The 23,878-nt window shown below is 46.4% G+C and carries 16 protein-coding genes, 1 pseudogene and 1 CRISPR repeat array (1 of these 18 running past the window's edge); of the genes and pseudogenes, 11 read left to right on the top strand and 6 right to left on the bottom strand.

The annotated features are described in order from the left end of the window. Positions 1-581: a CRISPR direct-repeat array (repeat unit 36 nt; unit sequence GTTGGGAATACCCTTAGTTAGAAGGGTGGAGACAAC) (it extends 248 nt beyond the left edge of the window). 220 nt (positions 582-801) lie between these two features. From PGN_RS06045 to cbiB, 5 genes are read left to right on the top strand one after another with little or no spacing between them, the layout of a single operon-like run. Then, positions 802-2,121 carry a cobyrinate a,c-diamide synthase gene (locus PGN_RS06045; protein ID WP_012458150.1) on the top strand — a complete coding sequence of 440 codons (1,320 nt, stop codon included), beginning with the start codon at positions 802-804 and terminating at the stop codon, positions 2,119-2,121. Between the two features lie 22 nt (positions 2,122-2,143). Continuing rightward, on the top strand, positions 2,144-2,710 hold the full coding sequence (locus PGN_RS06040) for a cob(I)yrinic acid a,c-diamide adenosyltransferase (protein WP_012458149.1): 567 nt from the start codon (positions 2,144-2,146) through the stop codon (positions 2,708-2,710). Further along, entirely contained in the window at positions 2,707-4,203 is a 1,497-nt protein-coding gene (locus tag PGN_RS06035; protein WP_012458148.1) for a cobyric acid synthase, read from the top strand. The genes PGN_RS06040 and PGN_RS06035 overlap by 4 nt, the downstream gene beginning before the upstream one ends. Further along, positions 4,196-5,203 (top strand): threonine-phosphate decarboxylase CobD, encoded by a 1,008-nt coding sequence (gene cobD, locus PGN_RS06030; RefSeq protein WP_012458147.1) that lies wholly within the window; start codon positions 4,196-4,198, stop codon positions 5,201-5,203. The genes PGN_RS06035 and cobD overlap by 8 nt, the downstream gene beginning before the upstream one ends. Positions 5,204-5,216: 13 nt before the next feature. Further along, a complete protein-coding gene (gene cbiB / locus PGN_RS06025; RefSeq protein WP_012458146.1) occupies positions 5,217-6,239 on the top strand; it encodes an adenosylcobinamide-phosphate synthase CbiB in 1,023 nt (340 codons plus the stop codon). Between the two features lie 755 nt (positions 6,240-6,994). Here cbiB and PGN_RS06020 read toward each other — a convergent pair. The 6 genes from PGN_RS06020 to PGN_RS05995 all read right to left on the bottom strand — a co-directional run bounded on the left by PGN_RS06020 (position 6,995) and on the right by PGN_RS05995 (position 12,576). After that, on the bottom strand, positions 6,995-7,447 hold the full coding sequence (locus PGN_RS06020) for a S4 domain-containing protein (RefSeq protein WP_012458144.1): 453 nt from the start codon (positions 7,445-7,447) through the stop codon (positions 6,995-6,997). Continuing rightward, complete coding sequence (locus PGN_RS06015; protein ID WP_004584373.1) at positions 7,431-8,486, bottom strand: glycosyltransferase family 9 protein; 1,056 nt, start codon at positions 8,484-8,486, stop codon at positions 7,431-7,433. The genes PGN_RS06020 and PGN_RS06015 overlap by 17 nt, the downstream gene beginning before the upstream one ends. 83 nt (positions 8,487-8,569) lie before the next feature. Then, a complete protein-coding gene (locus PGN_RS06010; protein WP_012458143.1) occupies positions 8,570-9,175 on the bottom strand; it encodes a DUF4254 domain-containing protein in 606 nt (201 codons plus the stop codon). 160 nt (positions 9,176-9,335) lie between these two features. After that, entirely contained in the window at positions 9,336-9,752 is a 417-nt protein-coding gene (locus tag PGN_RS06005; protein ID WP_012458142.1) for a hypothetical protein, read from the bottom strand. 138 nt (positions 9,753-9,890) lie between these two features. Continuing rightward, the gene (locus PGN_RS06000) at positions 9,891-11,039 is read right to left on the bottom strand and encodes an iron-containing alcohol dehydrogenase (RefSeq protein ID WP_012458141.1); all 1,149 of its coding nucleotides are present in this window, start codon (positions 11,037-11,039) and stop codon (positions 9,891-9,893) included. A gap of 379 nt (positions 11,040-11,418) precedes the next feature. Continuing rightward, positions 11,419-12,576, bottom strand: coding sequence for a glycosyltransferase family 4 protein (locus PGN_RS05995; RefSeq protein ID WP_230846995.1), 1,158 nt, complete (start codon positions 12,574-12,576; stop codon positions 11,419-11,421). A gap of 1,226 nt (positions 12,577-13,802) precedes the next feature. On the opposite strand from PGN_RS05995, the pseudogene PGN_RS12395 reads away from it, so the two are divergent. From PGN_RS12395 to PGN_RS05965, 6 genes and pseudogenes are all read left to right on the top strand, one after another. Beyond that, positions 13,803-14,573, top strand: a pseudogene (locus tag PGN_RS12395) (SIR2 family protein); the annotation flags it as partial. A gap of 177 nt (positions 14,574-14,750) precedes the next feature. Beyond that, a complete protein-coding gene (locus PGN_RS05985) occupies positions 14,751-17,954 on the top strand; it encodes a hypothetical protein (RefSeq protein ID WP_231845231.1) in 3,204 nt (1,067 codons plus the stop codon). Between the two features lie 154 nt (positions 17,955-18,108). Further along, positions 18,109-19,935 (top strand): AMP-dependent synthetase/ligase, encoded by a 1,827-nt coding sequence (locus tag PGN_RS05980; RefSeq protein ID WP_012458135.1) that lies wholly within the window; start codon positions 18,109-18,111, stop codon positions 19,933-19,935. A gap of 122 nt (positions 19,936-20,057) precedes the next feature. Next, a protein-coding gene (gene prfB / locus PGN_RS05975) for a peptide chain release factor 2 (protein ID WP_097552541.1) occupies positions 20,058-21,174 on the top strand; the annotation gives its coding sequence in 2 pieces (ribosomal slippage) (positions 20,058-20,120 and positions 20,122-21,174; 1,116 coding nt in all). A 277-nt stretch (positions 21,175-21,451) separates the two neighbouring features. Next, on the top strand, positions 21,452-22,786 hold the full coding sequence (locus tag PGN_RS05970; RefSeq protein WP_039417146.1) for a UDP-glucose dehydrogenase family protein: 1,335 nt from the start codon (positions 21,452-21,454) through the stop codon (positions 22,784-22,786). 15 nt (positions 22,787-22,801) lie between these two features. Further along, a complete protein-coding gene (locus tag PGN_RS05965; protein WP_012458132.1) occupies positions 22,802-23,845 on the top strand; it encodes an EpsG family protein in 1,044 nt (347 codons plus the stop codon). Positions 23,846-23,878: the final 33 nt, after the last annotated feature.

Below are 23,878 nucleotides of genomic sequence, written 5' to 3'. Positions count from 1 at the left end.
ACCCAACTACATTATTGTTGGGAATACCCTTAGTTAGAAGGGTGGAGACAACTTGTCATAATATTTGTTGTTTGTATTGTTTGTTGGGAATACCCTTAGTTAGAAGGGTGGAGACAACACTTTCTATCTTCATTAAAGAATGCTACACCTGTTGGGAATACCCTTAGTTAGAAGGGTGGAGACAACTCTTCGTTTTTGCCGCACGGGCGTTTCTTTGTTGGGAATACCCTTAGTTAGAAGGGTGGAGACAACATGATTCGCTATTTTGTCCCCGTTGCGGGAGTTGGGAATACCCTTAGTTAGAAGGGTGGAGACAACCATGCTGTATTTTTATTATCATACTGAAAGTTGGGAATACCCTTAGTTAGAAGGGTGGAGACAACGGAGATGGCGTAGAGGCACAAAGAGCCTACGTTGGGAATACCCTTAGTTAGAAGGGTGGAGACAACTTCATCAAGAATTTGTTTTGTTAGAGTTCGGTTGGGAATACCCTTAGTTAGAAGGGTGGAGACAACTTAGTAGCAATAACGAAGAAGTGTCTTAGCGTTGGGAATACCCTTAGTTAGAAGGGTGGAGACAACTATTATTCCGAAAGGAGAAAGAGGGGAAGTTGTGCTGTTGATGGGGAAGTATTTCTAAATTAGCGATCGCTAAAGTGATGGAAAATGGATAGGGGGATCGTGTTCGGAGGAGAGGGTTGTAGCCGACAGTGTTTGTGTGCAGCTATCCATTCGATCGGGAGGCCTTTCGTTCTCTTCCTTGGCTTTTGTCCGTAAATACCGATTCTTTTAACTCATATAATTGTTTGTTCCTATCAAACGCTCTCATCTCCTTATCAGTGCTGCTTCATCGGGTGGTGGAAAGACTACTTTCACGCTCGGATTGCTACGATTGCTTCGAAGACGCGGTCTCAAAGTGCAGCCTTTCAAATGCGGTCCCGACTATATCGATCCTAAGTATCACCGCCTTGCATGCGGAACGGAAACGGTGAATCTGGATGCTTTCATGATGAGCCGGGAGCATATCGCCGGACTCTATGATCGCTATGGCTGCGAAGCCGATGTTTCCATCGTAGAGGGGGTGATGGGCTTATTCGACGGATACGACCGTATGACGGGTAGCAGTGCCCTTTTGGCCGAAAATCTGTGTATTCCCGTATTGCTTCTGATCCATGCAGGCAGTACGGCCTATTCCGTGGCTCCGATACTCTATGGCTTCAAGCACTTTCGTCCGGGTGTGGCTCCGGTGGGTGTCGTCTTCAATAAGGTAGGCTCCGCTTCGCATTATCGCTATTTGGAGGAAGCGGCGGCGGATGCCGGTGTGGCCAGCCTCGGTTACTTGCCGAAGATGAAAGATTTGGAAGTACCGTCGCGGCATTTGGGTTTGTCTGTGGAAGATTTAGCCCGTTATGATTATTTGCCGGATAGGGTGGCAGATGCCATCGAGAAGTATGTGGATGTGGAGAGATTGCTTGGCCTGATGGCCTCCGATGTCGATCCGGTTATCGAAGAAGAGAGCTTTACGGAGTCTTCTTTGCACGGGAGGAAATGTATTGCGATGGCGGATGACGAAGCATTTAACTTCACCTATCGGGAGAATATTCGTCGGCTCGAAAGCCGGGGAAGAGTTCTTCGATTCAGTCCTTTGCGAGACAATCGTCTGCCCGCTGATTGCGATTTCCTGTATCTGCCCGGCGGTTATCCGGAGTTTTACCTGCCGGCATTGAGTGCCAACGCCTCCATGAAGCAGTCGGTACGGGACTATATAGAGTCGGGAGGCCATGCTCTCGCCGAGTGTGGCGGTATGATGTACCTTTGCGATACGATACGGGGCATGGACGGACGGGACTATCCCATGTGTGGCGTATTGTCTGAAGCGGCTACGATGGAAGGAATGCGCCTGCACCTCGGCTACAGGCGGATGGTGTACAAGGGGAAAGAGCTACGAGGACATGAATTTCACTACTCTTCCACTATCGGCTCTACGCCGTCCGTAGCACAGCAGTACAATGTGCGAGGCGAAGCCGTGGAGACTCCGCTATACCGATACAAGAATCTCTTGGCCGGATATACGCATCTCTACTGGGGTGAGCATGACGATCTGTGGACGTGGTTCGACTGATGGAAGCGAAACGATGTAATCTATGATATATACGAAGACAGGAGACAAAGGAACCACCGGCATATTCGGTGGGGAACGTGTCCCCAAAGATGATGTACGAGTGGAAGCCTACGGCACGATGGATGAGCTGAATGCTGCCATCGGCATGATCCGGACATTCCTGCCGGAGGAGGATGAGCGTCAGACCGTGCTGTACGACATTCAGATGCGGATGATGGCAGCGATGAGTATAGTGGCCACTCCTGCCGGCAAGCGTGAGCAGAATCCCAATCATTTCCCCGAAGAAGCAGCAGCCGACTGCGAGGCTTTTATCGACAGGCTTTTGGCCGAAACAACCGACAACGGCTACTTCATTCTTCCGGGCGGTACGCCGCTTTCTGCTCATTTGCAGTTGGCTCGTACGATAGCACGCCGAGCGGAAAGAAGGTTGTGGACACTGCACCGATCCGATGAAGTTCCGGATGCAATCTTGAAGTGGATGAATCGCCTGTCCGATCTTTTCTTCGTGATGGCTCGGCACGAAATGCAGCAGCAGGGTTGGAGCGAGGAGAAGTGGCATAGATTCGCCTATAAGAGAAAGAAGAAATGACGGAAGGCGGAAAGCTACGGCCGATTATGTTTGTCGGCACAGGCAGCGATGTAGGCAAGAGTATTATCGCTACGGGTTTCTGTCGCATTTTTCGGCAGGACGGTTATCATCCGGCCCCGTTCAAAGCGCAGAATATGGCTTTGAATTCGTTCGTCACGCCCGAAGGTTTGGAGATCGGACGAGCGCAGGCTGTGCAGGCCGAAGCTGCCGGCATCCCATGTCATACGGATATGAATCCCGTGCTGCTCAAGCCGAGTTCGGATCATACTTCACAGGTCGTGCTCAATGGCCGTCCGATAGGCAATCGGGATGCTTACGAATACTTTCGACGAGAGGGGAGGGACGAACTGCGTACGGAGGTGTACGCCGCTTTCGACCGCTTGGCTTCTCGTTTCAGCCCCGTTGTAATGGAAGGAGCGGGCAGTATATCCGAATTGAATCTGCGCGATACCGATATAGTCAATATGCCGATGGCCATCCATGCAGGTGCATGCGTGATCCTTGTGGCCGACATCGACCGTGGAGGAGTGTTTGCTTCGGTCTACGGTTCTATCATGTTGCTCTCTGCCGAAGAGCGAAAGTATGTGCGAGGCATCATGATCAATAAGTTTCGGGGCGATCTTCGCCTTTTCGACGAAGGGAAAAAGATCCTTGAGGAATTGTGCGGTATTCCCGTTGTGGGAGTAATTCCTTACTATAAGGATATTCATATCGAGGAGGAAGACTCCGTAGCACTGTCGGTCAAGCAGTATGCTGCCGGACAGGGACGGGTGAATGTGGCTGTAGTCCTGCTGCGATACTTATCGAACTATACGGACTTCAACGTTTTGGAACGCGATCCTCGCGTACACCTTTATTATACGAACAATACGGAAGAGCTGCGCAAGGCCGATATTATCATTCTACCCGGCAGCAAGAGTACCTTGGCCGATCTCTATGAATTGCGGCGCAATGGTGCGGCACAAGCTATCGTACAGGCACATCGCGACGGGACAACGGTACTGGGGATATGTGGCGGATTCCAACTCATGGGCATGGAGGTTTGCGATCCCGACCATATAGAGGGCGATATAGAACGCCTGCCCGGTCTCGGTCTGCTGCCTGTAACGACTGTGATGACAGGCGAGAAGGTGACACGTCGTACGGCATTTCGCTTTCTGGATCATACGGATGAATGCGAGGGATATGAGATTCATATGGGGCGGACGATGCCTGTCGAAGGTGCAGCATCTTCTCCACTGAATCGACTCTCGGATGGAACAGAGGATGGATATTTCGTGGATGCTACTTGTATGGGTACTTATGTGCATGGTATCCTGGACAATCCGGCCGTAATAGACTATCTGCTTTCACCGTATGCAGACAAAATGGAAGAGCGGAAAAGCTTCGACTATGTCCGCTATAAGGATGAGCAATACGATAAATTGGCCGACCATCTGAGACGATATGCCGATGTCCCGCTGATTTACCAACTGATGAAAGACGATGATTAAAGGACACGGAGACGACCTCTACCGTCACGGCCCCATTCGGGCAAATTTCAGTTCGAATGTTTATAACGCCACCGAGCGTCAGGGATTGCTGGATCACCTTCACAAGAGATTGGATAGCATCGGTTCCTATCCGGAGCCGGAGCCTTATTCTTTGGAGAAAGGTTTGGCCGATTATCACGGTATAGCTGCCGATTCAATCAGTGTGACCAGCGGTGCCACGGAAGCTATTTATCTCATAGCGCAGGCTTTCCGTGGATCTTCTTCGGCCGTAGTAGTTCCCACTTTCAGCGAATATGCCGATGCTTGCCGGCTGCATGGCCATGGTGTGGATTTTATTTCCAAGCCCGAAGAGGCTTCTTCTCGATATGATATGGTCTGGCTCTGTAATCCGAACAATCCGACGGGGCGCGTTTGGAAGGCAAGCGAGTTGTATCGTATCGTTCGGGAGTGTCCGTCCACGATTTTCATTGTGGATCAGTCTTACGAATACTTTTCCACAGCCGAAGTCCTCGGCACGAAAGAGGCGATTTCTCTCCCCAATCTTTTGCTGCTGCATTCGCTTACCAAGCGTTTTGCAATACCGGGCTTACGCCTCGGATACCTGACAGCACACGCTTCTCTGACCGAAAGGATCAGAGTTTGCCGCATGCCATGGTCGGTGAATGCTCTTGCCATTGCTGCCGGTGAGTATCTGGTGCAACAGGGATTTCCCACTTCTATACCTTTGGCCGAGCTGCATGCGGAAACCGAACGGCTACGCACGGCTATCGGCTCAATGGCCGGTTATGAGGTGGAGCCGACTGATACCCATTTCATGCTGGTTCGCTGCCGTCATCATTCAGCTGCCGATCTGAAAGCTGTTTTGGCTGATCAATACGGTCTGCTGATTCGGGATGCCTCCAACTTTGAGGGCTTGGATACCCATTGTATTCGTATAGCTACACAGACACGTGAGCAGAACGATTGGCTGATCGATGCACTTCGATCGATTTCTTTCTAATTTTCTGTTCGGTATGCAGGGATCTGTTTTAATTCTTCTTCTTTTTTTATTGCCGCTGTTGCTGGGATGGTTGGCAGACTACTTTTTAGGAGATCCTCTTTCTCTTCCGCATCCTATAGTCGGCTTCGGTCGCATGATTGCATTCGGAGAGAAAAGGTTGAATAAAGGAAACTACCGCAAGGTGAAAGGCGCCTTCATGTCGGTGTTCTATATCGTTGCCGTTTTTCTTTTGGCCCTATTGATCCTCTTGGGGCTTGTTTTTGTCTGTGTTTATACCATTTTGCTGGACGATTTTTTCCGGATTGCTGTTGCATTTGCTGTGGCTTCTCTTATTTTGGCTATCGGCATTTTCTTCTGTTTGGCAGGTACTACCCTTATTCGTGAAGTACGTATGGTATTCGAAGCAGTCGATCGTTCGCTTGAAGAAGGGCGCAAACAGGTGACGCGAATCGTAGGGCGCGATACGGCTGCTCTGTCGGCGCAGGAAGTCAGGACGGCAGCTTTGGAGACTTTGTCGGAGAATCTGAGCGATGGAGTTGTAGCCCCTATGTTCTGGTATATGTGGCTGGGATTGCCGGGGATGATGGCCTATAAGATGATCAATACCCTTGATTCGATGATCGGCTATAAGACGGCACGGTATTTTCTTTTCGGGCGGATAGCTGCCAAAATCGACGATGTCGCCAACTATATTCCTGCAAGGCTTACGGCATGGCTGATGATTCTCGTGAGTGGGAAGCTCCACCTGTTCTCTTTTGTTCGTCGTTATGGTCGGCAACATGCAAGTCCTAACTCCGGTTATCCCGAGGCAGCTCTTGCGGGTATATTGAATTGCCGTTTCGGGGGTACACATGATTATTTTGGAGAAAGCATCAGCAAGCCTTATATCGGCCATAACGAACGTGAACTGGCAACGGCAGATATGCAGATTGCTATTCGTATCAATCGGCGCGTAGAACTGGTGATGCTGTTACTGACATTCGTTGTGAGTTGTGAGTTGGATTACCTCCTCGCTCTTTCTTTTTGCCTGATCTGAAAAAAAACTAAGAATCAGCTCTGCGGCAAAAGACTTCAATGAAAGTCCTATAAAATAGTTGCAAACAGCTGATAGTTAGCGCATTGATGGGAGCAGAATCAGCTGACAATCGCGTCCTGCATCGTGCAGGAAGCAAGAATCAGCTGACAATCGCGTCCTGCATCGTGCAGGAAGCAAGAATCAGTTGACAATCGCGTCCTGCATCGTGCAGGAAGCAAGAATCAGCTGACAATCGCGTCCTGCATCGTGCAGGAAGCAAGAATCAGTTGACAATCGCGTCCTGCATCGTGCAGGAAGCAAGAATCAGTTGACAATCGCGTCCTGCATCGTGCAGGAAGCAAGAATCAGTTGACAATCGCGTCCTGCATCGTGCAGGAAGCAAGAAACAGCCGACAATCGCGTCCTGCATCGTGCAGGAAGCAAGAATCAGCTGACAATCGCGTCCTGCATCGTGCAGGAAGCAAGAAACGGCCTACAATCATTCCTTATTTCTCACTTATTTGACAAGGAAAGGGGTACTTCTCTGATGGAAACTTGGTGAAATTTCTATTTGCTCGGTGCCCATATACCGGAGGTTTGACCTTTCCCGAAGACACTAAGAATCAGCTCTGCAGCAAAAGAGCTCAATGAAACTCCCATGCAACAGTCTTACCGCAGATACGATTTCTACAAGAAATAATATGCGAAGGCGCAGACTCCTATATCCAAGGAGTCTGCGCCTTCTTTTTTCTAAACCTCAACTTTTTAGGCTCTGCTTAGTGTCGGAATTTTTTTACAGATGAGTCGTTCTTTCTATTTCCTTTCCGAAAACCGCGTCCTCTATCGAAGTCAAAATCATCCTCATCACCTTCTTCCCAACGATTGCGAATCCTGCTTTCGGAACGAGGTTTCCCGGCATTGCGTTGCGACGGGACCTCTTTGTGTTGTTTAGGACGCGGATTCTTTCGCTTTTCATCCTGTCTGCCTTGATTGGAGGCGGAGGGAGCGAGCCGTTCCTCATATTTGCGCAGGGAGATTTCTTCACGAATGAGATCCTTGATAGGAATGTCAATATCATCAAGAAGAACAATGTCTTTTTCGCAGACCAAATCCGTTAAGCGAGCGATTCGACCATTGATTTTCACTCTTCCTTCGGTGATGTATTTCTCTGCTTCGCGGCGAGAGCCGAGTCCGGCATCGCTAATCAGCTTATTAATTCTCAGTTTCATCTGAATTCAAATCAGTAAGTGTGGAAACTATTTTGTTAATGATAAGTTGAGGTTCAATCTGAGTACGGCATGCATAATCCTTGCGGAAGCAGGGTTTATTGCCGAAAACGGAGCAAGGCCGGCAATCCAAGTCTGCTCCGATACAATCTTCTATACGCTGACCATATCCGAGAAATCCTGCTGCCGGATGCGTGGCACACCAGATGGAGATAACTCGTGTACCTACCAATGATGCGAAGTGCATATTGGCACTATCCATCGAAACCATACAGCGCAAGGCATGAATAAGAGATAGCTCTTCCGGCAGCGACAGCAGACCGGCAACGGATACGATGCGTGGCGATTCGTCTGCCCACTGCTCCAGTATGTTTTTTTCTTTCCCCTTACCCCCGAAAAGAAAAATCTGCACATCGTCTCTCTCGGCAAGGGTACGTACCACCTCGTGCATTTTTTCCGGCGGATATGTCTTGGCTTCATGACCGGCAAACGGTGCTATCCCGATGAGGTGGTGTCCGGAGCCTATCTCCACTATCGGCAGTTCGGTAGAGATATGTCCGGAGTCGTTCAGAAGGATGGGGTAGGGAGGATGTATTTCAAGTCCGGCTTTGTGAAAAACCTGAGCGTATCGTTCTATTACGGAAGGCAATCGGGTTGGCTTTTTGGGTGGCTTAGCCGTAAGCTGCCGAAGCTGTAGTCGCGGTTTCTTCAGACTGAAACCTTTGACTCCGAAAAAGCGAAGATAGAAGCGAATGATTTTGGAACGTATTACATTGTGCAGGTCGATGACATAGTCGAACTGTTCATCCTTGAGTCGTCCGATATAGGTAAGAAGACCGACCAAGGAAGACTCTTCGTGCTTGATGTCGATCCCCATCCCTTCCAAATTGTTCGGAGGGTTGATTAGTAGCGATGTCAGGAAAGGCTGGGTCAGTAGTGTGAAACTATGCTGTGGGTATGCCTTGGCTACCGCATACAAAACCGGTATTGTCATTGCCACATCGCCTATTGCCGACAAGCGGACTATCAGATATCGAGCCATGGGAGAACGACAGAAAGGTAAAAAACGGGGAACCGGCAGTTGTCCGTAAGGAAGGAATGATGAGTGCGGGGAACGGTCGCTTTCTACTTCTTGCCCAAAAGAATCGGATTAAGAGTGGGATCGTTGTACATTTTCATCTGCTTGTACACTTTCATGTACTTGCGACCGGCTGCAATATCATCCACAAGCTGGTCGATAGCCGTGCAGAGGTCAGCATCCTGTTCGATAAGCACTCGGAGCTTCTCCTGGCATTTGGCACGGTGTGCATCATCGGCATCGGGACGCTCCGTAGCCAAGCGCATGTTGTGGATTTTGAGCTTCAGTATCGAGAGGCGATCGATTGCCCATGCCGGACTTTCGGTGTTGATCGTAGCATCGGGCAGTACCTTCACATCCTTGTATGTATCGAGAAAATAGCTGTCTATCAACTCCACCAGATCCGTCCTGTCTTGATTGGATTTGTCGATACGGCGTTTGATTACCAGCGCATCAGCCGGATCGATGTTGGGATCACGTATAATATCTTCGAGATGCCACTGGGCATTATCGATCCAATTCTTCAAAAATAAATAATGCTCGATCGTTTGAGGCCGATATGGATTGTTGCACGGTGCATCTACGCTGTCAGTGACGTTATAGGCCTGAATAGCCTCGCCGAAAATCCTATTGCACAACTTGCTGATAGTCATAATTATTATTGCCGCTTAATTTGTCAAAATTATAATGCTATGCGGACAAAGATATATAAAAAACCGATTGGCGAACTCTGAGAATTAAGTCCTTCCAATCGGTTTTGTAAATTGCTAAAAAGCAACAATAATTTTAATGAGTCTTTTTTGACTCTCTTTTTTATTGCTTATCAGTTGCCTTTTCGTGCTTCTTGGCGTGTGGGCAATTTCCTGCTTGAGCTTTGTCTTTGCCTTTGCCTTCGCAAGATTTGTGGCCGTGCTTGCTCTTGCACTCGCCTTTTTCTGACTTGTGGCAGTCACTTTTTTTGCAGTCTTTGGATTTGTCCTTGCTACAATCTTTTGCGTTGGCATCCTTGGCCTTATCCTTACAGCAGTCTTTGGCATTTTTAGCCTTGTCTTTGCAACTCTCGCCGGCTTTCTTGGCATCACAAGCTTTGTCGTGGTGGTGGGTGCACTCTTGTTTCTTTACCGTTTGTTCTGTCTTAGCAGTTTCTACTTTCTTTTGCGTTTGAGCATTTACCGTCGTGCCTACCAAGAGACCGATACCCATGAGGGCTGTAACTACAATCTTTCTCATTGTTCTTTACTTATTGTTTTTAATGTTTTGAGTCACGGTATCACCATAATAGCAATCAGTGCTGAGTTTGGCAACCGTCCTTATAACAATCGGATTCACTTTTTTGTTGTGAGTTTAATCACAGATCTGTCAAGAAGTTTATCGGCATGCTTCGAGTATGCAGCGAGCCATAGGCCCGTCGACATCCAATGCTTCGCCATAGCTGACCCCTCGTTCGATGAATCGACGCTCTATTTCCTTTATCACATCCGATCCTATGTGCATTTCTTCCAGACGGGTCTTCAGTCCGAGTTCGCGGAAGAATTCCTCCGTCCGAGCAATAGCTGCGTCTATACGCTCCTCCTCTGTTCCCTCTTTTATATCCCAGATTCGTTCGGCATATTGGAGCATCTTCTCCCGCTTGTGATCGTGTCCCAAGGTGCGAAGAGTACCCGGTAGCACTATGGCCAGCGTGTGTCCGTGTGTGAGTCCGGTCAGTGCCGTTATCTCATGACCGATCATGTGTGTAGCCCAGTCTTGTGTGACGCCCATGGCGATAAATCCATTCAGTGCCATCGTGGCGCAGAGCATAAAATCGGCCATCAGATCGTAGCTGTGCGGATTCTCACGGATCAGAGGGGCAATCTCTTTCAGCGTAAGCATAATGCTCTCCGCCCATCGATCCATCAGACGGCTTTGGCCCGGAGTCGTTATGTACTGTTCTATGACATGGACGAAGCTGTCAGCCAGCCCGCAAGCTATCTGATAGGGAGGAAGGCTGAAGGTCACCTCCGGATCGAGGATGGAAAAAACGGGAAAATTGCCTCGGAAAACGAGCTTCTCCTTCGTCTCCTCCCTCGAGATAATAGCCCCGCTGTTCATTTCCGATCCTGTAGCCGGTATGGTCAACACCGTTCCAAGTGGGAGTATCGTGTCTCGGCTATAACCTTTGAGTACCAGCTCCCATGCATCTCCTTCGTAGGGGATGGCTGCTGCGATCAGCTTACTGCCATCTATTACCGAACCGCCACCGACGGCGAGAACGAACTGACAATTATGTTCTTTGCCCATGGCTATGGCTTTCCGAAGAGTTTCTATTTTGGGGTTGGACTCAATACCCCAAAATTCCACCAAATCATAGCCCTCAAGTGCATCCTTTACGGCCCGGTATACGCCATTGTATCGAACGCTACCGCTACCGAAAGTGACTAAGACAGGAACACCGGCCGGCACTCGTTTGGGTAGCTCTTTGATCATCCCTTGTCCGAAGATAAGTTCGGTAGGATTCTTAAACTTGAAATTGTTCATGATGAATATGCTTTTGTCTATGGCCGGTAGAATGCCGTTTCGGCCTACCTTTCCAAAGGTAGCAAATTCTTCATTATGTAGGAAAATACGATGTCGATGGTTGGAATGTACACATTCCGGTATCAAGTACAGTACTCTGACCAAATTCTTCGAATAAATACCTTGAAAGGCGTCTGATATTTGGTTTCTCTTAGCCTTAAAGCTTACTCCGATTTCTTTAATCTCCTTAAGTCTCATTCTCATAAGGATTTTCTCCGGATCAATTCCTAAGTAGAGGTGCGCTTATCGTATTGTAAAAATCTGAAATAGAACTTTTTATGATCTGTGAAAATTTCCACGAGGGCTTTTATTCATAATTCGCTCAGATATAAAACGAGAGTTAATTCATGTAGCCGATTTCGACGAATAGTTTCTTCCAACATTCATAGATATTTGCCGGAGAGTAAGATTTGACCATCAACTCTGATTCTTGTCCCATTTTCTTACGAAGAGTTTCATCATCCATCAATAAGCGTAACTTATCCGCGAAGTCTTCATGTGCTTCCATTGGCACAAGGAAACCATTGCGACCGTTTTCGATCAGTTCCCTCGGGCCGGTCGGACAATCGTATGAGATTATAGGTAGTGCATATGCTTCTGCTTCGAGAAGTACCATTGGTAGTCCTTCGAAACGGGACGTCATTAGATAAATAGCAGATGATTCGTAGTATTTGCGAATTTCCGGTGTAGATGGATGTATTTCTATTTGCGACTCCATATTGCGAGATGCAATTTCTTTACGTAGCATCGATTCATTTTCGCCATCTCCGACTATGATAAGCTTCCAATCAGGCCTTTCTCGCAGCACTCGTGATGCATCTTCTATCATGAACTCAAAACCCTTCTGGTAGGTAAGCCTGCCAATCGCCAACATTTGTTTGTGAGTAGTAGCATCTCTTTGGACTGTAGTAAATGAAACTTGATTGGGTATGACATATGCTTTAGAGCGTCCACGTAAGATTGCCTCGAATGATTGCTGATCTCTTTTTGTCAGTGCTACAACGGCATCAAGCCCTGAATACAGAAACCCCCTTATGCGTTTTGTAATAGGGCGGGCAATATCATAAGAGATATGTTCGCATCCGATCGTAAATATTCTGCCTCTGTTACTGATCTGAGACAAAATTGTATTGATAAAAATATTAGTCCCTATCAATAAAACCGGTTCACGCTTCTTGTATAGGGCTTTTATCCTTCGATAAGCCTTGAAATATACTGTTTTACGGGCTAATGCATTGCCATAAAGCCTAATTCCGAGATGGTGGACTTCTATTCCTTTTTCTACTTGGAAGGAAGGCTCTCCTTCTTTTGTACAAACGCTGACTAATGATACGCGATGACCATTGGCATGCAGGTTGTTAGCCAAGTTGATCACGGCGCGTTCTGTACCGGCACGGTTTGTTATTGTATCTAACAGCAGATAAATCATAGAGAATATTTTAAACGGTTCTTTTTTTAAGAAATTCATCAAGGCTATTTGTAGTATTAATAGCTTCAAATATTATTGATTGTAATTCCTATGTGAATCTATTTCATTTGATTGATATTCCGGGTAAGCATGCGGTTTGTTGATCGCAATATGCATATTCAACTGCAATATTCATGATTTTTTTTGATATTCCAAAGATTCTCTTCAGGGATTTGCCATTTGTTGGTCATCTTATTGTCTTTTGCAGATATTTTCGCCCAAACCTGATAAAAATCATTCCACCTCGTTGTTTTTTTATGTGCGATTAAAGGATAATGGCTTTTCGATACCTCCTTCAATAGGCAATAACACGGTATTCTGAGGTCGTTTTCTTGCATAGCTCTTTATCGGAGGGCATAATGCAACTGGTTGTCGATTTTATATGCAGAATTAAGGTCTTTGAGCTTTCTTTTTCCTTGTGAATGCGACTTCTTTATGCTTTTTTATCTCTTTGGCTTGCAATTCTCCTTTATGTTTTCGCAATACCCAAATACGAGCCAAAAAAGTTTTCAACAACGAAGATGAGTTTGGAATGATTCCAAATAAGCACCAGAATGGAAGCGGATTTTGAAGTCGAAGAGATGAGAAAACGGACTTTTTCAGTTTGAGTTTTGATCTAAAAGAGATCTGGAAACGATTTATATATAAATCATTTGCAATAAATATACAGATCGTTTTCTATAAATATATAGATCGTAAATGATTTATATATAAATAGCAGGATGAAAAAGGCCGATTCGGGAGCTGAAATAAAAGAAGCACCCATTCGATTCGTAGCTGAATCGAGTGGGTGCCTTATAAGTTTGAGGTGGTGTCGAAGTCTTATTCCACTCTACTCGTCATAGCATAGTAAGCCCCTTTGTCCGAAATCCTTGTGGCATATCGGATCATTATCAGGCGTAAAGCAGGAGAGTTGGGTAGTCGTACTTGCTGCCAAGTATGTACTAATAGCAAAAGCCGAAGTCTCTAATCGTGCAATCATTTTTTGTACAATATATCTTTGAATCTACTTGTATTCAGCAAGAAAACGCTTGCTTTAGTCCTATCCGTCTTTCCATTCCATGAAAGAGAGGCTTGTCAGACGCTGCAAAGGTAGCGAAAAATGACAGGCCCGAAAGAGCAAGGCTTAATTATTCGTTTGAGAAAGTCCGTTTTATGGTTTTATTGACAGGGCTGTTTTTTGAAATTCTTGTATATATTTGCTTAATACTCCATAAAATACTTTCTTGTTTATAACTCAGTAACTCAGAACTCCTATGTGTGTGCCCAATATTATATCTCCCTCCCTATGGCAAGATGAACAAGGAAATTATAGCCAAGAATACAACGAATTAGTCGATGCTCTGAGAGAAGGGCATGTAGTAATCTGGATAGGCGCAGGTTACTCTGCGGGATTGGGCTTCCCATGTTGGACTAAATTGATTGAGCAATTAGCTGAGATTCATTTTCAATCCAATTTAGAGGAGCTACAGACATTTAAAGAAAATCTTTCCAAAGGAAAACAAAGTCTCATAGACTCTATAGAGCTATTGAAAGACTCCAAAGAGCAGTTACTAAATAAGCTTCCACAGATTTTTCAGTTAAGAAAAGATGATCTTCAAGATCCTTGTTACACTCCTTTCAAGCAAATTTGGCTGCTGAGCAAGAAAGTAATTACTACGAATTATGATCTTGCCATGGATAAAACAGTGGGGTGGGCGGATTGTCATATCATACTGCCTCATCTAACAACCAAATATCAAGTGCTTATCGGTGAAGAACGGCATCGGAGTTTCCTTTGGCATTTGCACGGCTCTGTAGAAGATCCTAATGGGTGCGTGGTGTTTGAGGACCAGTATCGTCAAGTTTACAATGCTCAGCAGGTAGAGTCAGAGACATGTGCAGCATTTTTTCTCAAGCATTTGGCTACGAATTATCGATTCTTCTTTATCGGTTATGGGGGCTTCGATGGCGATATACACATCGATCGTATTCTAAAGTATGTGGATGGGTTTCGAGACAAGATAGAGAGTGATAAGAAGCACTTTATTCTCCAACACATAGAAAATAATCTTGAAAGAGAATATCTAATACCTATTCATGTTAATGATTTCAATCAAGTACCTTGCCTAATTACAGATTTAGTCAAGAAAGTGGCTAAGCACCGTGCCTGTTCGGAAAATATTTGTGCGTCGGACAGACCTTGTTTCGGGAGAGAAGGCCTTATGCCTGAGCTTGTCCAATTCATGGAGGAGAATGATCCGGGGCTGCGTTGGCTGTATGGTGAAGGTGGAATAGGCAAGACTCATTTGATTAGCCAGGCCCTCCAAAAGGTCGGACGACCATACCTGTACTACGATATAGGGTATCATGGTACTACTTCCCTACGCACTTTGGCCGATAAGATGGGGTTGGGGTATATTCAGGAGGATGATAGGGAAGGTGTTATTCATCGTGATTTTGTGGATCGTGCAAAGTATATCGATGAAATACTTGTTTTTGACAATTTTCATGAATTGGTTCATTCGGAGTCCGTTAGAGAAACCTTGCTCGAATTGAGAAGGCATAACCAAGTAATCATTATATCAAGAGAACAGCCTCCAAGGAATTTGGTGGCAAGTTCGATCAGGATCGATTACTTGGATAAAAATGCTTTTGACCTTTTAGTGGATGATTACATCCAAAGCATGGGATACAAGCCTCTTTTACAGAATGATAGAGATCGTATTTGGCGTATTACACAAGGGTATCCAATCGCTGTTATTCTTTTTTTGGACATATTGGCAAAGCCTCATATCTATGACTCTTTTGATGTAGAGAATTATCTCACCAATTCTCACCTCTCAGCTGTACAGCAATTGAAAAACCTGATTCTATGGAGTTACTCCCGGTGTCCAAGCCAAGCTACAAAGGATCTGCTCCTCGACCTTTCTTTGGCTACCAAAGAGGTTCCCAGGATTCTTTTGTGCAAACTGATGGATGGTGACCTCGGTGTCTTTGAAAAGGAACAGGAAACAACGGCTCTTATTCGCTATACTAAGTCCGGTGACAATTTTTTCTATTCATTGCATCCAATGGTTTCCGATACGCTTCGTGTCGAAGCCGGCGAACGACCACATACGCATGATATCTATATGGCCTATTATCTTGATGAGTTTGGCAAAGAACGTGATATTGAGGCCTTAGAGCTTGCCGGTTACCATGCATTATGCGGGTCAGAAGATGGTAGAAAAAATTACGAGACGAAATTACAGCTCTTCTTTGCCAATTCTGATGTAAAAAAGCTGTTCTCCAATGATATTAAGTCATCAATCAGATTTTTAGAAACATTCTGCAAATTTGAAAGGGGATCCAATAATCCCGCCGTATTTCATCAACTGGCTGTACTCTACTGTATTATTGGTGATAGTGATCAGGCTCGAGATGTCCTGAAAAAAGGGTTGGACAAATTTAAGGGAAACAACTACTTACTCCTGCAGGAAGCTATTATTGAGCGTAGGGAACATAATATGCAGGAAGCAGAGCGCACATTGTTACGATTGAAGGCCGAGGACAATATCTTAGCTCGTAATGAGTTGGGCATTCTCTATCGTAGTTGGGGTGATCTGGTTAATCGAGATGAACGCATCGGCTATTATAGCCGAGCCGAATCGGTGCTTCTACCTCTGTCTCAAGAGGGTAATGTGGCAGCCAAGAATGAGTTAGGCATTCTCTATCGTAGTTGGGGTGATCTGGTTAATCGAGATGAACGCATCGGCTATTATAGCCGAGCCGAATCGGTGCTTCTACCTCTGTCTCAAGAGGGTAATGTGGCAGCCAAGAATGAGTTAGGCATTCTCTATCGTAGTTGGGGTGATCTGGTTAATCGAGATGAACGCATCGGCTATTATAGCCGAGCCGAATCGGTGCTTCTACCTCTGTCTCAAGAGGGTAATGTGGCAGCCAAGAATGAGTTAGGCATTCTCTATCGTAGTTGGGGTGATCTGGTTAATCGAGATGAACGCATCGGCTATTATAGTCGAGCCGAATCGGTGCTTCTACCTCTGTCTCAAGAGGGTAATGTGGCAGCCAAGAATGAGTTAGGCATTCTCTATCGTAGTTGGGGTGATCTGGTTAATCGAGATGAACGCATCGGTTATTATAGCCGAGCCGAATCGGTGCTTCTACCTCTGTCTCAAGAGGGTAATGTGGCAGCCAAGAATGAGTTAGGCATTCTCTATCGTAGTTGGGGTGATCTGGTTAATCGAGATGAACGCATCGGCTATTATAGCCGAGCCGAATCGGTGCTTCTACCTCTGTCTCAAGAGGGTAATGTGGCAGCCAAGAATGAGTTAGGCATTCTCTATCGTAGTTGGGGTGATCTGGTTAATCGAGATGAACGCATCGGCTATTATAGCCGAGCCGAATCGGTGCTTCTACCTCTGTCTCAAGAGGGTAATGTGGCAGCCAAGAATGAGTTAGGCATTCTCTATCGTAGTTGGGGTGATCTGGTTAATCGAGATGAACGCATCGGCTATTATAGCCGAGCCGAATCGGTGCTTCTACCTCTGTCTCAAGAGGGTAATGTGGCAGCCAAGAATGAGTTAGGCATTCTCTATCGTAGTTGGGGTGATCTGGTTAATCGAGATGAACGCATCGGCTATTATAGCCGAGCCGAATCGGTGCTTCTACCTCTGTCTCAAGAGGGTAATGTGGCAGCCAAGAATGAGTTAGGCATTCTCTATCGTAGTTGGGGTGATCTGGTTAATCGAGATGAACGCATCGGCTATTATAGCCGAGCCGAATCGGTGCTTCTACCTCTGTCTCAAGAGGGTAATGTGGCAGCCAAGAATGAGTTAGGCATTCTCTATCGTAGTTGGGGTGATCTGGTTAATCGAGATGAACGCATCGGCTATTATAGCCGAGCCGAATCGGTGCTTCTACCTCTGTCTCAAGAGGGACATATCCCCTCTAAGAATGAGTTAGGCATTCTCTATCGTAGTTGGGCAAATGAACTTGAAGGAGAGGAGCGGAATGCGAAATTTGAACAGGCTGTAGAGCAACTCAAACCCTTAGCCGATAATAAAAACTATAGAGCCATAAATGAGTTGGCACAGACCTATCGGGCTTGGGGAGGGTATAAAAATGTTGTTTATTTGGAATCTGCAGTGGACTATTATAGGTCTGCCATTGAGATTAACCAGTATAACATCCAATCTTACGATGGGTTATGTCGCACTTTAGATACTCTCGGAAAATTTGATGATTGTATTGACTTTGCTCTAAAGGGACTTACTATCAAACCAAAAGATAGCAGACTGATAGAAATTTTGGTTAGCGTATATTGGTATGGCAAGAAGGATAGCGAAAAGGCATTGGAATATCTTGATCAACTGCCTGAAAACAGGAAAGAAAAGTGGCAGAATCGTATATCGAAACGAAAGCCTTAGAGGTTCAAATTCGGTATAATTAAGCTACATCCGAATCCTCCGATTTGTTCTGTCTTGCCCCGTACATTGATCTGGTCAAACAATATACAAATAAGACTACCTTTGTGCTCGGAAACGGCAGCTATAAAACAGGTGCCGACAAAATATCGATTTTATGATGGCGGTCACTATCTATCATCCGGCAGAATTGCCTCAGCGACAGGCTGAAAAATCCCCAAACAAGACTATAATCAAGTACTACGATCGCGAAAGCAAACAGTGGCGCAATATCAACTGGAGCAAATTTGCAGCCGGCGTCATGAATGCTGCGAAAGCATTAGCCGAGATCGGCTTGGAACCGGGGGAACGAATCGGTATCTATTCCCCCAATATGGTACACTGTCTGTATACCGAGTTGGGAGCCTTCGCCATGCGGGGTGTAGTAGTGCCTTTGTATGCCACAAGCTCACCGGAACAGTTACGGTTCATCGTGGAGGATTCATCCATGGAGACACTGTTTGTCGGAGAGCAGTTCCAATACAACAATGCTTATCGGGTACAGAAAGAATATGGTACGCTAAAGCGCATAGTCGTATTCGATGAGCGCGTGGTGCTCAATCCGGAGGATAAGACTTCGAAATACTTTTCCGAATTTGTTCGTTTGGGTGATTCCATGCCGAACGAGACCAAGGTCAAAGTCTCTTCTCGCGAAGCCATTCCTTCCGATCCGGCACTGATCATCTATACATCGGGCACTTCCGGTAGGAGCAAGGGCGTCCTCCTCCTGCACAGCAATCTGATGTATCAGATGAAAGTCCATAGCGAGCATATCCCCGTCTATGGGCCGGGCGAGCTGTCGATAGCTTTCCTGCCGATGAGTCATATTTTCGAAAAGGCATGGACGCTTTTTTGCCTGACGACGGGAACGAGGATTGCTATCTTGAGAGATCCGAAGAAGGTATTGGAGGCACTACCTCAGATACGCCCATCACTCATGTGCAACGTGCCACGCTTTTGGGAGAAAGTGTATCAGGGCGTGAATGAGAAGATGGCCTCCTCTCCCCGCATCCTGAAAGGTGTCTACAGGCGTGCTATGGCCGTAGGCCAACGCTATCGTCTCGACTATTGGAATGAGGGGAAGCGTGCGCCACTGCTTCTGAGTATGCAATATGCCTTTTACAACTGCACTATTTTTACCCTGCTCAAGCGCGTACTGGGACTACAGCGAGGGCGTTATTTCCCCACGGCCGGAGCACCGCTATCGGATGAGATCAACATCTTCCTTCAGTCCGTAAACATTCCCATCATTGTCGGATATGGTCTGTCCGAAACGACTGCCACGGTATCTTTCTATCCGCAGCGAGGATTCAAGATCGGCTCCATGGGCAAAGTGATGCCGGGGCTGGACGCCCGAATAGATCCGGACAATAACGAGATATTGGTCAAGGGCGAGTCCGTCATGTCCGAGTACTATAATCTGCCGGAGGAAACTGCCGGAGCCTTCACGCCTGACGGCTATTTCCGTACGGGCGATGCCGGACGCATGGATCCGGATGGAACGCTTTATTTTCTGGAGAGGATAAAAGACCTGTACAAGACTGCCAACGGAAAGTACATAGCTCCGCAGATGATTGAGGGGATGCTGACCAAGGATCCCATCATCGAACAGATAGCGGTGATAGGTGACAGGTTCAAGTATGTGAGTGCCTTGGTCTATCCGAATTGGGAATTGGTAAGACAGGCTGCCATCAAAAGGGGACTTGAACAGGCCCGGACAATGGCTGTGGACGAGATGGCTGCAAATCCTGAAATCAACCGCCTGATGATGGCCAGAATAGAGGCTGCACAAGATTCGCTTGCTGCTTACGAGAAGGTGAAGTACATTACGCTCCTCGCCGAGCCTTTTACACTGGAGAAGGGCGAACTGACCGAGACGATGAAACTCAAAAGGCGAGTGATCAACGAACACTATGCCGAAGCCATCGAAAAGATGTACCTTTGAGCCTCGTTTTCCAATGTACTGTCCCGGAAGCATACGGAGTGCACTCGGGCACAGTGTTTTTTCGGCAGATGTTATTCGGCCACCGAACGAAGCAAAAACTAACAAAACTCATATAATCATCGATGATTACTATAGACCAACTGAACTCTCTGTTGGAGCGCCGTGATGCGCTGAGGGGGTATCTTTGACGTCGATAACAGACGTATCCAATTAGAAGAGGAAGAACTGCGCACACAGGATCCTGCCTTCTGGGAGGACAATAAGCGTGCCGAGGCACAGATGCGCAAGGTGAAAGAGCTGAAGAGCTGGATAGGCTACTACGATGCCATCGACACAGCTACCGAGGAGGTGAAGCTCGCTTATGAATACTGCAAGGAGGGTATATCTACCGAAGAGGAGGTGGATGAAGCCTATGCTCATGCCATCCGGCTGATAGAAGAGGTGGAGCTGAAGAATATGCTCCGATCCGAAGAGGATCACTTCGGTGCCGTGCTCAAAGTGAATGCCGGTGCAGGAGGAACCGAGAGCCAAGACTGGGCCTCCATGCTGGTGCGTATGTATCAGCGTTGGGCGGACAAGCAGGGGTATCAAGTGACGATAACCAACTGGCAGGATGGAGACGAAGCAGGTATTAAGACTGTGACGATGCAGGTGGAAGGCAATTTGGCCTACGGATTTCTCAAGAGCGAGAATGGGGTACACAGACTCGTTCGCGTCTCTCCCTATAATGCACAAGGTAAACGTATGACATCATTCGCCTCTGTATTCGTTGTGCCGCTGGTGGACGATTCGATCGAGATCGAGATCAATGCTGCCGGTATCAGCTGGGACACTTTCCGCTCAGGTGGAGCAGGTGGACAGAACGTTAATAAGGTAGAGACGGGAGTCCGACTGCACTACAAGTACAAGGATCCTGAAACGGGAGAGGATAAAGAAATCGTGATCGAGAATACGGAGAGCCGTACCCAGTACGATAACCGCGAAAATGCTATGCGACTGCTCCGCTCACAGCTCTATGAGATGGAGCTACAGCGCCGACGAGCTGCAGAGGCCAAAGTGGAGGCCGGCAAGAAAAAGATAGAGTGGGGATCGCAGATTCGGAGCTATGTATTCGATGATCGCCGTGTGAAAGACCATCGTACCAACTATCAGACGAGCAATGTCAATGCCGTTATGGATGGCGACATAGATGAATTTATCAAGGCTTATCTGATGGAATTTGCCGGTGAAGAGGCGTAATCGACTTTCGCTTCTGAAAGAAGGGATTCGTTGATCAAAGGAAATGGGGCAGGCTTGTATTGGCAGTCGGCCCATTTCTTTTTTGTGGGAAGTCCGGACATGTCGCCGGTTTATCGGCTCATATACACTTATACGCAGGGTTATTGTATCTCATGTCCTTTCGGGTAGTAGGCACTATATTCCTGCTACAGGACGAGGAAATAGCCGACTTTCTCTCGATAAGGCTTCTCCTTTTTATCTTACCTTTGTGCCGAAGAACTCAATCAGCTATTACAATATGGATATTGCCGTAGTCGGTATCGGCTATGTGGGACTGGTCAGTGCTACTTGCTTTGCGGAGTTGGGAGCAAATGTTCGCTGCATAGATACTGATAGAAATAAAATCGAGCAGCTGAACAGCGGGACTATCCCCATCTATGAGCCGGGGCTTGAAAAAATGATAGCTCGCAATGTGAAAGCCGGCAGACTGCGATTCGGAACGGAGATAGAGCAAGCCGTGCCGGAAGCTGATATTATATTCATAGCGGTGGGTACACCGGCCGGCGAAGACGGCAGTGCGGATATGAGCTATGTACTCGATGCTGCCCGTAGTATCGGCCGTGCCATGAGCCGTTATATTCTGATCGTTACCAAGAGTACCGTGCCGGTGGGATCGTACCGACTGATCAGGAAGGCTATACAGGAAGAATTGGACAAGCGTGAGGTGCTGATTGACTTCGACATAGCTTCTAATCCGGAGTTTCTGAAAGAAGGAAATGCCATCGATGACTTCATGAAACCCGATAGAGTGGTCGTGGGAGTGGATTCGGACCGGGCGCGCGAACTGATCACAAGCCTTTATAAGCCGATGCTCTTAAACAATTTCCGTGTTCTTTTCATGGACATTGCTTCGGCTGAAATGACCAAATATGCTGCCAATGCCATGCTGGCCACTCGGATCAGCTTTATGAATGATGTGGCCAACTTGTGCGAACGGGTGGGAGCAGATGTTTCGATGGTTCGTCTCGGTATCGGTTCCGATTCACGTATAGGCAGCAAGTTTCTGTACCCGGGTTGCGGATACGGAGGATCTTGTTTTCCCAAGGATGTAAAAGCACTGATCAGAACAGCAGAAGACAACGGCTATCGAATGGAAGTATTGGAAGCCGTTGAACGTGTGAACGAGAAGCAAAAGAGTATTCTGTTCGATAAGTTCTCAACCTATTACAAAGGCAATGTGCAAGGCCGATGTGTAGCGATATGGGGGTTGTCATTCAAACCTGGTACCGATGATATGCGTGAAGCTCCTTCTCTGGTACTCATCGAGAAACTGCTGGAAGTTGGTTGCAGAGTTCGGGTGTACGATCCTGTGGCGATGAAAGAGGCACAAAAAAGATTGGGCGACAAAGTGGAATATACCACGGATATGTACGATGCAGTCCGGGGAGCAGAGGCTCTGTTCCATGTGACAGAATGGAAGGAATTCAGAATGCCTGATTGGTCAGCTCTCTCTCAAGCGATGGCTGCATCTTTGGTCATCGACGGTCGTAATGTGTACGAACTTCCGGCGGACAGCGATTTTACCCTGCTTAATATCGGTAATTCCGCTATCGAATCTGCCTCATCCAAATAGAAAAAATAGATAATCATGTTACCTTATTTCGTTTTATTTGGTTTCCTTGCGGTAATGTTCCTTGCAGATAAATATGATGATCGTTTCAAACCCTTCGTCTTTTGGATATCAGGACTTGCTCTTGTAATTTTCTCCGGTACAAGGATCGGGATGGGACGGGATTATAAAATTTACGAATATGCCTATCAATTTCCGGATAGTAAAACAGCCCACAATTTCGAGTTGATATGGCAATGGATCAATAAAGCCTTTCATTCTTTGAACTTGGATTTTCATACATGGCTTATATTGGTATCCTTTGTGACCATTCTCCTGATGTTCATCGGGATGAGAAAGATGTCCAAAGATTGCATCTTTTCTATCATCGCTTTCTTCCTCATATACAGAGGATATTTCGAAACGATGAATTCCATGCGACAATATGTGGCCATGGGCATCATATTTGCGTCGTTCCCATTGTTTTTGTCTAAAAAATATTTGTATTTTTATATCTGTATCGCTTTCTCCGCACTCTTTCATACGAGTGCTTTAGTCATGATGGTACTGTTTCCTCTGTCTCGAAAGCGAATCGACAATTCCTTGTTAGTGATTGGTTTGGTTGTAACATGGATTTTGGGAGCAGTCATTCTTCAACCTATTGCAGATTTTGCGGTTACTCTACTTCCGGAGAGATATGGTTTTTATATCAGAAAGGAGTTTATACCGGCTGTTTCTTCTTCCGGCTTTTTTCAACTTTTCCTCAATATCTCTGCGCTTGTTTTTTTGGCGATAAGGTCTGACCTTGAAAAAAAGGATTCTCAAATTGATCAATATATTTTCCTCTATGTCTTATCGATTCTGATATATAACACAACTATTTCTTTTGAAGTGGGTATCAGGCTTATGTTCTATCCTTTTATGTTCATATTCATATTGATCCCTAATGCTTATGTATTTTCAGATAAAATATGGCAAAAAGGTGTGATTTTGGCCATTTTGGTTGTGTTCTCATGCTTTATGCTTAAGGATCTCAGCAGTCCAGCTGAACCATACGCTAACTATAAGTCTATACTCTTCTGAAAAATACTGTTTAGAGAATTATGATCGTGCATT

It is taken from the genome of Porphyromonas gingivalis ATCC 33277, from assembly GCF_000010505.1.
GTDB classification, from domain to species: Bacteria; Bacteroidota; Bacteroidia; order Bacteroidales; family Porphyromonadaceae; genus Porphyromonas; species Porphyromonas gingivalis.
Note: the sequence above shows the minus strand (reverse complement) of the source record. Positions and strands in the feature narration are given on the sequence as shown.

What these genes read in the sequence shown, in the direction of transcription:
- PGN_RS05970 (WP_039417146.1), top strand. Translation starts at nt 21,452, where the DNA reads ATGGATATTGCCGTAGTCGGTATCGGCTATGTGGGACTGGTCAGTGCT.
- PGN_RS05980 (WP_012458135.1), top strand. Translation starts at nt 18,109, where the DNA reads ATGATGGCGGTCACTATCTATCATCCGGCAGAATTGCCTCAGCGACAG.
- cobD (WP_012458147.1), top strand. Translation starts at nt 4,196, where the DNA reads ATGATTAAAGGACACGGAGACGACCTCTACCGTCACGGCCCCATTCGG.
- PGN_RS06040 (WP_012458149.1), top strand. Translation starts at nt 2,144, where the DNA reads ATGATATATACGAAGACAGGAGACAAAGGAACCACCGGCATATTCGGT.
- PGN_RS06015 (WP_004584373.1), bottom strand. Translation starts at nt 8,486, where the DNA reads ATGGCTCGATATCTGATAGTCCGCTTGTCGGCAATAGGCGATGTGGCA.
- PGN_RS06005 (WP_012458142.1), bottom strand. Translation starts at nt 9,752, where the DNA reads ATGAGAAAGATTGTAGTTACAGCCCTCATGGGTATCGGTCTCTTGGTA.
- PGN_RS06035 (WP_012458148.1), top strand. Translation starts at nt 2,707, where the DNA reads ATGACGGAAGGCGGAAAGCTACGGCCGATTATGTTTGTCGGCACAGGC.
- PGN_RS06020 (WP_012458144.1), bottom strand. Translation starts at nt 7,447, where the DNA reads ATGAAACTGAGAATTAATAAGCTGATTAGCGATGCCGGACTCGGCTCT.
- PGN_RS06010 (WP_012458143.1), bottom strand. Translation starts at nt 9,175, where the DNA reads ATGACTATCAGCAAGTTGTGCAATAGGATTTTCGGCGAGGCTATTCAG.
- PGN_RS06000 (WP_012458141.1), bottom strand. Translation starts at nt 11,039, where the DNA reads ATGAACAATTTCAAGTTTAAGAATCCTACCGAACTTATCTTCGGACAA.
- PGN_RS05985 (WP_231845231.1), top strand. Translation starts at nt 14,751, where the DNA reads ATGCCTGAGCTTGTCCAATTCATGGAGGAGAATGATCCGGGGCTGCGT.
- cbiB (WP_012458146.1), top strand. Translation starts at nt 5,217, where the DNA reads ATGCAGGGATCTGTTTTAATTCTTCTTCTTTTTTTATTGCCGCTGTTG.
- PGN_RS05965 (WP_012458132.1), top strand. Translation starts at nt 22,802, where the DNA reads ATGTTACCTTATTTCGTTTTATTTGGTTTCCTTGCGGTAATGTTCCTT.